Source organism: Frankia sp. AvcI1, assembly GCF_001420875.1.
In the GTDB taxonomy this organism is placed as follows: Bacteria; Actinomycetota; Actinomycetes; order Frankiales; family Frankiaceae; genus Frankia; species Frankia alni.
In genome coordinates this window covers 278,287-287,414 of record NZ_LJFZ01000006.1, presented here as the reverse complement: position 1 = coordinate 287,414, position 9,128 = coordinate 278,287, and the positions used below count along the sequence as shown (strand labels likewise).

Annotated in this window: 5 protein-coding genes and 4 pseudogenes; 4 read left to right on the top strand and 5 right to left on the bottom strand. The window is 75.1% G+C overall.

Going from position 1 to position 9,128, the window contains the following annotated elements:
- Window positions 1–215 precede the first annotated feature (215 nt).
- From tatB to sigE, 5 genes and pseudogenes are all read right to left on the bottom strand, one after another.
- Window positions 216–621, bottom strand: a pseudogene (tatB, locus tag UK94_RS09185) (Sec-independent protein translocase protein TatB); the annotation flags it as partial.
- Window position 622: 1 nt separating this feature from the next.
- Window positions 623–734 (bottom strand): twin-arginine translocase TatA/TatE family subunit (locus UK94_RS45330; RefSeq protein ID WP_235487167.1); only part of this gene is annotated, 112 nt, incomplete at its 3' end.
- A gap of 66 nt (window positions 735–800) precedes the next feature.
- Window positions 801–923: pseudogene (locus UK94_RS45325) on the bottom strand (hypothetical protein); the annotation flags it as partial.
- Between the two features lies 1 nt (window position 924).
- Window positions 925–1,658: trypsin-like peptidase domain-containing protein (locus tag UK94_RS45320; RefSeq protein ID WP_235487165.1), on the bottom strand; the 734-nt coding region annotated here is incomplete at its 3' end.
- A gap of 3,491 nt (window positions 1,659–5,149) precedes the next feature.
- On the bottom strand, window positions 5,150–6,034 hold the full coding sequence (sigE, locus tag UK94_RS09165; RefSeq protein WP_083866933.1) for an RNA polymerase sigma factor SigE: 885 nt from the start codon (window positions 6,032–6,034) through the stop codon (window positions 5,150–5,152).
- Between the two features lie 90 nt (window positions 6,035–6,124).
- On the opposite strand from sigE, the pseudogene UK94_RS09160 reads away from it, so the two are divergent.
- The 4 genes and pseudogenes from UK94_RS09160 to UK94_RS09150 form a co-directional block, all read left to right on the top strand.
- Window positions 6,125–6,614, top strand: a pseudogene (locus tag UK94_RS09160) (class I SAM-dependent methyltransferase); the annotation flags it as partial.
- A 3-nt stretch (window positions 6,615–6,617) separates the two neighbouring features.
- Window positions 6,618–6,787 (top strand): annotated as a pseudogene (locus tag UK94_RS45315) (methyltransferase); the annotation flags it as partial.
- A 164-nt stretch (window positions 6,788–6,951) separates the two neighbouring features.
- Entirely contained in the window at window positions 6,952–8,556 is a 1,605-nt protein-coding gene (locus UK94_RS45310; RefSeq protein ID WP_235487128.1) for a hypothetical protein, read from the top strand.
- 189 nt (window positions 8,557–8,745) lie between these two features.
- A complete protein-coding gene (locus tag UK94_RS09150) occupies window positions 8,746–9,114 on the top strand; it encodes a hypothetical protein (protein ID WP_055749450.1) in 369 nt (122 codons plus the stop codon).
- The last annotated feature ends 14 nt before the right edge of the window (window positions 9,115–9,128 follow it).

Genomic DNA, 9,128 nt, shown 5'->3' with positions numbered 1-9,128 from the left:
GGTTCGGCGGTGGTGCAACTTCGCAGGTCAGGGCTTTGATCCATCCGGGGCGGCGATGGGCTGACGCCCGCCATCGGAGGGCGCGTGGCGCAGCAGGTTTCGCCGGCCGCGCCGACGACAGGGCAGAAGCTGTCTCTTGCACCACGCGTCCGGCTGCGGTGACCGCCAGCCCGGGGCAACGCCCAGGGGCCTGGTCGGCCGCGGGGAGAGAGGGCTCAGGTGGCGTCGGGATCGAAGGGGGCGGCGTCCGGCTGGACGGTGGGCTGGGGCGGGACGGCGCGGGAGGCAGTCGCCTTGGAGGGCGACGACTTCGACAGCAGCGCGGGCGTTGCCGGGGCCGACGGCGCGGGGGGGTCGACGGGGCGGCCGGGCTCGCGGGAGACGTCCTTCGGCAGGGCAGACTTCGTCAGCGACGGGGTCGCGGGCGTGTCGTCGCCAAGGAGCAGCGCGTCCAGCGCGGTCCGCTTCGTCAGGTACGGCGGGAGCGGGGGCTCGTCCTCGAACAGGTGCTTGCGGACGAAGGTCTTCGGATGCAGATCCCGGATGTCGAGATCGGCGAATTCCGGGCCAAGCTCGGACCGGAGATCGTTGCGCATGCCGTTGGCCATCTGCCGGAGCTGGNGGAGCATGCGCCCCGCATCCCGGGCCGCCTTGGGCAGCCTGTCCGGGCCGAAGACGAACAGGCCGATCAGCAGCAGGACGACGACTTCACCCCACCCGACACCGTTGAACACCGGCTGAGCGTACCTCTCCCCATGTTGNCGCGCGGAACTCCTGGGCAACGAAAAGATGTCCAATGCTCAGTTCTGTTGTTCCTGGAGTGTCATTTGGGTGGTTGCGGTGGCACCGCCGCGCACGTAGGTGACCCTGACCTTGTCGCCCACCCGGTGCAGTCGGGCCGCCACAAGCAGATCGTTCGTCCCNCGAATCGTATTCGTGTCGATCCGGGTGATGACGTCGCCGACCCGCAGGCCCGCCCGGGCCACCGGGCCGTCGGGAACGAGGCTCACCAGCCGGGCACCGGGCACCCCGCCGGTCGCCGTCGCCTCCCCCGCGGTGACGGTGGCGGCCGAGGCGCCGACGTAGGGATGGGTGGCCCGACCGGTTGCGATGAGCTCCTGCGCGACGGAACGCGCGAAGTCCACCGGAATGGCGAAGCCCACGCCGATGCTGCCGCTCTGGGTCTGCTCCTCGTGGCCGGGGACCGCCGCGATCGCCGCGTTGATCCCGACGACCTGTCCGAGCGCGTCGAGCAGGGGGCCACCGGAGTTCCCGGGGTTGATCGCCGCGTCGATCTGGATCGCGCCGATGAGGACCGTGGGAGCGCTGCCGTTCTCGGCCGGCACGGTCGGATTACGGTCCAGGGCGCTGACGACGCCGGTCGTCACCGTCCCGGACAGACCCAGCGGCGCCCCGATGGCGACGACCGGCGCCCCGACCACGAGGGAACCGGACTGGCCCAGCGTGGCGGCGGGCAACGGCGTCGGGGCGGGAATGCGCAGCACGGCGAGGTCGGTCTGCGGGTCACGCCCGACGAGCTGGGCCTGGATCTGGCCGAACTCCTGGTAGCGGCGCACCGAGATCGGGCTGCCGCTGGCGACCGCGGACGCGATGACGTGGTTGTTCGTGAGGATGAAACCGTCCGAACTGATGATCACTCCGGAGCCGGTGCCACCGCTGCCGTCGTCGCCCACCCCGCCGACGTCGACCGTCACCACCGTGGGCAGCGCGGCCGCGGCGATCGCGGCGACCGTGCGGCGGTCGGTGACGGGAGCCGGGCTGCCGACAGCAAGCGTCTTCACCGGCTGGACGGTGGTGTCGCCCGTGGTGATGGCGACGGCAAGGCCGCTGATCGCACCGCCCACCAGCCCCGCGACCAGCACACACGCCAACAGCACCCGCCGGCTGAGGACGACCGGGGCACTCCCCGGCCCCGCGCCGCCGCCCGGCGCCGACCGTCGCGCCGGGAACGCGGGATGCGCGGCGCCGGCGTCACGATCGTCATCACGGGCTCCATCGGCCCCACCAGCTCCACCGGCTCGCGGATCCGGCTTCGCCTCCCCACCGGGGCCGGCGACCCCGACGCGCCGCGCGGGCCGCGCGGCACGCAGTGCCGTCACCGATCCGGTTCCCCCACGGGACTCCCGCGCCGGCGCGACGCCCACCCCCGCCCCGGTGCCTCCGTTCGAAGCCGGCCTGGATTCCGTGACCCGGCCAGCACCCTGCCCGCGGGCGCCGGTCACCGCCGACCCGCCGCGGTCACCCGCTACCGGCCGCGACCCGGCAACCCCAGTGAAGATCCCCGCGGCCTGAGCCGTGGGCTGTCGGCCACCCGCCGTCGCCGACGTCGCCACCGCCGGCCGCTCCACCCTGCTCGCGGCCGTCGGGGCACCGACGGACTCACCGCGAAGGTCGGCGGCCNCGTCGCGGGCGGCTCCACCGCGTTCCGCACCGGCCCGTTCGACTCCGGCCCGTTCGGCTCCGGTGCGCAGGCTCCAGGTCCGGCCGCCGGCCCGGGTGGCGCGGTCCGCACCGTCCGGGGTGGCCGCCGTGGCACCAGGGCCGCCGGTACCGCGGCCGGAGTGCCGCCCGTGCCGGGCTCCGGTAGACGGGCGCTGCCCGCCCTCGCCGGGCGGCGGCACCGGAGGCCGGCGGGCCGCGGGACGCGCTACCGGAGCCGGAGCCGACCGATCCTGGCGGGCCGTTTCCGACCCTGCCGGCTCCGCACGAGAGCCCACTGCGCCGCTGGTGTGCACGCCGTCGAGCACCTCCAGCCCGTCCGGCGCGCCGGCGGCGCTCGCCCTCGATCCGGCGTCGTCCCGGGTGGGCAGCGCGCCGTCGGCCGGCGGCAGCGCGGGGCCCTCGGTCGACGCAGCGCCGGTGAAGGTACCGGCCGCACGTGCGCGCTCGGCTCGTGGTGCCGGCTCACGATCTCCCGCCGGCCCCGCTCGACGCGTCGGCGCAGCTCCTGACGCCGGTGCGGTCCCCGGCGTCGGTGCGGTCCCGTGCGCCCGTGCGGCCCCCGACGTCGGCGTGGAGCCCTGCGTCGGCAGGACGCTCGAGGTCGGCGTGGGGCCGTGGGGCGGGGTGGGGCCCTGGGGCGTGGGGCCCTGGGCCGCAAGCGCGTCCTGAGTCGGCGTCCTGTCCTGGGCCGGAAGGGTGCCCCGGGCCGGGCCGGCCGCCGCCGGCGGTGCGGACCTCCGGGCTCCCGAGATCGGCGGAGACACCGCCGGCGGAGGTACCGAGGACGGAGGCGCGCAGGGCCGGACGGTCGGGGCTTCCTCGGCCGAGAAGGCACTGGGCCGAGGGGCGGGCCGGGCGGCTGGAGCCGCTCCGTTGAGGCTTCGGGGCGGCGGGCTCGCGGGCATCCCCGCCGACGTCGACGGGATGGTCGTCTCGTCACGGACGCCGGGGCCGGCCGACCGCCGGTCGGTGTCCCGCTCGGCCGGAGCCGAACCACCGGCCCGGAAGGCAGGCCCAGCAGCACCAGCAGCACCGGCAGGACCGGCAGGACCGGCAGGACCGGCAGGACCGCCGGAGGCGCGGGGATCGCCGGAGGCGCGGGGACCGCCCGAGGTGGCAGGACCCCCCGAGGTGGCAGGACCGCCGGACGTGGCAGGACCCCCCGAGGTGGCTGGATCTCCGAGGGCGGCTGGAGCGGCGGGGCCGGTCGGAGTGGCAGAAGCTGCCGGGCCGGCGGGGACGGGGGCATCGGTATCACCGGCGACAGGCAGGCCGGCGGCCCGACCGGCCAGTCCCGACGGTGCGGTGGTCGCACGGTCGGGCGCGGGGCCGGCGGGCGCGGGGCCGGCGGGCGCGGGATCGGTACGGGCCGAACGGCCGGACGGCTCGCCGGCGTCGGTGTACCGCCCGGCGGGCTGAGGTCCCCCGGCCGGTTCGGTCCCGCCGCACCCGGGCATGGCGGACGGGTCGATGACCACGGACGACCGTTCGAGGCGCCGCGGCCTGACCGGCGTGTCGACCGGTTCCATGCTGGCGATCGCCGCCTTGTCGTCGTTGCCGTCCACCACGACCTCCCGACTCGCTCGTCGCGCGACACGGCGGAACACCGGCAACCGGTTCCGTCCTGGGAGGCCCCGCGCAACGACTCCGAGCGGGTAACACGGTAAAGCCTCACATCAGAGCAGAGGAGACCTCTCCCGCTGAACAGTCGAAAAAAGACTTTTCAGGTATCGCGCGGGAGCATCCGCCCGCCACCCTGACGGGGGTGAAAGCGCCGGCGGTCGCCGCTGCTGGGCGGGATGACCGCCACGTGCGGGCACCCCCGGAAGGGAACACGGGGGCAGCACGGATGCGACCGGCGCAGGCCCGGCGGGTGAGCAAATGTTTCCGCGACGTTCAGTACTCGTCAACGGCGGACGTCCGGGAACACCGCGTCAACGGCGCAACGAAACCTTCATCGGCGCGAACATGGGGATCAGGCGCAGTGAGCCACCGGCCGGGGAGCCTGGAGCGACCACCGAGGAAACGGTCGGTACGGCGATGGGACCGNCCGGCCGGGCGTTGCCCCGACCGTCCGAGATGGCGGCGCCGGTGACGGCGATCATCAGTAGAGCGGCGGAACCGAGCAGGGTCCGACGCATGCTCGAGCGGCCCTGGCCGGGCCGCGGGGGTGACGACGGCCGACGAAGCCGATCATGCGACCCACCCGGTCGAGCGCCCTGCCGGCGCCCGGCGCCCCGCGGTGCGGTCCGGGACCCGTGCCTCGTCCGGCCGGACGCCTCGGCGGATCCGCGGCGCGATCTGCGCCGGGACGCCACCCGATCGATCGGCTGCGCCGCGGGCCGGCCGTGGCCGGTGGCATCGGGCCGGCTGGGCGGCGGCGAGGGCGAGAGGCGGGGATCGCCCACCGTGCTGCGGCTCGGCCACGGCTCCCCCACGCCGGGTACGCCAGGATCGGGGCGGGCCGGGCCGGGCATCCCGGCGCCGATACGCAGCAGCCGCGCGGCGACGTCGTCCGGCAGCGCGGGATCGTCGAGTGCGACCAACCGGGCCTTCACCTGGCGGAGCGCCACCACCTCACGCTGGCAGTCCACACAGACGGCGAGATGCGCGAGGGCACGGTCCCGCGCATCGTGATCAAGCTGGTGATCGATGAGGGGCGAGACCCGGTCGCCGAGGTGCTCGGTCACGCGGGCCGCTCCGCGGGAGCACCACCCTTGCCTCCGGCGGGGACGGCTCCACGCCGCCGCCCGCCCCTGCCACGCCCGTCGTCGCGGTTGCGGCGCGACCCGGGCGACGCGTTCGTCTGATCATGCTCGACACCGGCGATGCCGGGCGCATCGGCTCGGCCGGCGGAAACCGCGGGACCGGCGTAGAGATCCTCCGCGTCCTCGGCGGCGGCCAGCACGGCGCCATCAGCCGTGCGGGGCGCCCGGTCCGCCAGCGCCGCCCGCAGCATCGCCCGCCCGCGCGAGATCCGGCTGCGGACCGTGCCGAGCTTCACGCCGAGCGTCTGGGCGATCTCCTCGTAGGAGAGCTGTTCGATATCGCACAGCACCACGGCGGCCCGAAAGTCGGGTGGCAGAGCCGCGAGCGCCGCCTCGACGTCGGCGTCGAGATGGGCCTCGGCGTAGACCGCCTCGGGACTCGCCTCGCGCCCGGCCAGCCGCTCGGTGTCCTCGGGCAGCGCATCGAACCGGATCTTCTGTTGCCGGCGCATGCGGTCGAGGAAAAGATTGGTCGTGATCCGGTGGAGCCAGCCCTCGAAGGTGCCGGGTGTGTAGTCCGCCAGGGACCGGAACACGCGCACGAAGACGTCCTGCGTGAGGTCCTCGGCGTCGTGGGCGTTGCCGGTGAGACGGTAGGCGAGCCGATAGACCCGGTTGCCGTGCTCGCGGACCACGTCCTCCCAGGACGGGGGCACCCAACCGGAAGCATCTGAAGTGGCGGCGGCGCCGGCGGCGTCGGAACCCGCCCCGGAGTCCTGTGCAGCCACGGCCGCCTCTCGGTCGGTTCGCGTCGAACGTACCCGACGAGCCGGCCAGGGAGCGGCGAATCCCGCTGCGGACACCGATGTTTCTCCCCTCGAACCTCGACACGATGCGCGTTGACCAGATGAACGCGCCTCTGTGCTCTCCCGTTCCCGTAGGCTGCGGGTGTCATGCCGGACACCGACATCGGCGAGCTTGACTCCGCCGCCGCCTACGCCGAGGGCTTCCTCCTGGAAGACCCGATTCTTCGTGCTGCCCGCGCCCGCGCCGAGGAGGTCGGGATCGTCCCGGTCAGCCCGGGCGCCGGTGCGGTCCTGCGTTTCCTCGCCGCTGCCGTGAGCGCCCGCGCGGTCGTCGAGATCGGCACCGGGACCGGGGTCTCCGGTACCTGGCTGCTGCGCGGGATGCGGCCCGACGGAACCCTAACCACCATCGACGTCGAAGCCGAGCACCTCCGGCTGGCGCGCCGCACCTACGCCGACGCAGGAATGGCGCCGGGTCGCAGCCGGCTCATCACGGGCCGCGCCCTCGACGTCCTCCCCCGCCTCACCGACGGCGCCTACGACCTGGTGTTCTGCGACGCCGACCGCCGAGAGGGCACCGAGTACCTCACGCAGGCGCTGCGGCTGCTCCGCCCGGGCGGCGTGGTCGTGTTCGCGGNCNTGCTGGCCGAGGGCCAGGCGGCCGACCCGGGCGCCCGCGGCCCGGATGCGGTCGCCGTCCGCGAGCTCGCGACGGCCGTACGTGACGATGTGCGGCTCACCCAGATGCTCCTCACCACCGGCGGCGGTCTACTGGTTGCCGTGGTCGCCAAGTCCTCGCCGGTCGGTTAGGGCAGTCGGGGTAGCCCGTACGGGTCATCGTCCGGCCGATCGGCCGCCCGGCAGCCGCTCGCCCGGACGCGCCACCCAGGCCCGGTGGCGGACTCGACCGGACCCGCCCGCCGCCCCGGCACGTCGAGGGTCCGACCCGCGCGGCGCGTAAGGTGCCCTCAAGCGTGACATTTCGACGCCTTGGGGAGTGGATGGCACCGGCGGCCCGGGACTACCGGCGCTACGACGATTTCGGCGGGTACGAGGGCGACGGTCGCGGTCGCCACGCCGATCGCGATGCTCACGCCACCCGCGCCGACCGGGCCCGTCCGGCCGCCCATCCCGACCATGCTCCCGGAGATCGCCGGGACTACGGCGGCCGCGGCGGGCACCAGAATCACGGCGGATACCAGAACCACGGCACCCACGACGACGACGGCTACGACCGCGGCGGGGGGTACGCCGATCCCCCGGCCTCCTTCGCCGACCGCCGCTACGACGACAGCGGGGACCACGGCAACCGCGCCGGTCACGCCCCCTACCCGCGCGACCCCTACGACGGGCGTGACGCCTATGGCAGCCGCGGTCGCCCCGACGGCCGCCACGGCCGCGGAGACCAGGCCGGCCGCGACGGCCAGGATGGCCCCGGTCGGTACGACCGTCCCGATGAAGACGTCGGCCGCGGGGGCTACGGCGATCGCGGCACCCAGAACGGTCGAGACACCCAGTTCGGTCGGGGCACCCAGAACGGTCGCGCCGCCCAGGACGATTTTGGCGCCCGGGGCGATCTCGGCACCCGGGGCGATCTCGGCACCCGGGGCGATCTCGGCACCCACGGTGGTCGCGGTGGCCGCCCTGTCCACGATGACCACACCGCCCCCGGTCTCCAGGCGAACCGCCGTGAGATCGTCGACCGCGGGGCCCCTGTCGGCCAGGGCGGTGCTGGCCGCGAGGGCACCATCGGCCGCGGGAGCTACGGCGGCGGCCGCTCCGGCGGCGACGGGAGCTACCGCGGCGGGGCGGGTCTCGGCGGCGGGAGTTATGGCGGCGGCGCGGATCTCGGCGGCGGCCCGGACTACCGCACGCGGGCAGGGGCCGGTCCTCGCGGCGGGGCCGACGAGCGGGACGCCGGGCCGCCTGGCGCCCCCGCGCGGGAGGGTCTGCTGCCCTACGTCGCGTTCGTGTTGCTGGTGGCCGTCCTGGCCGGCGCCGGCGGCTACGCGCTGAACCGGATGGTGGGCCCGGCGCACCGGGCCCGCAGCGCGCCGATCGCGAGTCCGGGCCCGGCGAGCCCACCCGCGGCGAGCCCGGGGGCGGCCGGTGCTCCCGGACTGCCCACGGGCACGACCGGCGCGACCGGCCCAGTCCAGGGCGGTGCCGGCGGTCTGCCGACGAACCTCACCGCCGAGCAGGTCGCGATCAGGCTGGCCGAGGCCGGCCTGCCGTTGCACACGACCGTCGTCTACACCGCCGCCACCGACCCCGACCGGCTCCTGGGCACGGCGGGCGGCTACTCCAGCCGGATCGCGTTCAGCGACTCCCGGGTGGGCTCGAACGAGGTGGCGGGGGCGCCCCGGGGGGCGATCGAGCGCGGCGGCGCCGTCGAGTCGTTCCACGATGCGGCGGCCGCTGCCCGGCGGGCCGCCCGGCTCCTCACCGTCACCGAGGACAATCCTCTGGTCACCGAGTACGTCTTCGTGCGGGGCGGCGTGGTTCTCCGCGTCTCCCTGGTGCTGACCGAGGCGCAGGCCAAGGGTTACGAGGCGGCGCTCCAGCGACTCGCCTCCTAGGATGCGATCATGCCCTCGCCTCGACGGCCGGATCATGGAACGACAGCGCGCGAAAGCAGTGGGGCGCCCGGCCACTGCGCGCAGGGTCGGCAGGGCTGACGGGGCGGGGCCGNCCAGGGCGGCGTGGGAGCGGCCACCGACCGGCGTCCGGCCGTTTACGCGGGTCCGTCCCGCGGGGATGGATGCCCCATGAACATCCGGGAGTTCTACGGCGAGCAGCCGCGGCGGCAGGCCTCCACCGAGGTCCCCTTCGGGGACGGGTGGACCGACCACCATGACATGCACAGCACCTACCGGCTGAGCTGGGTCGAGGACACCCGGGAGATCTACTCCGTCCGCGAGCCGCACCCCGGCGGGATCCTCGCCCGTTACCTCGACCAGCTCCGCGTCGACCAGGCGGACATCGACGAGCTACGGGTCGAGGTCCTCGCGGTGGCGGACCGCGAGGCGGTCGAGGCGGCGCTGGCGGGCTGGCCCGCGGTGATGGACGAGCACGACAGCCTGCGCTGGGCCCGCCGCCAGCTCACCAGCCTCAGCGCGGCCGGGGCCGCCTCCTGACCGGCGCTGGCGAC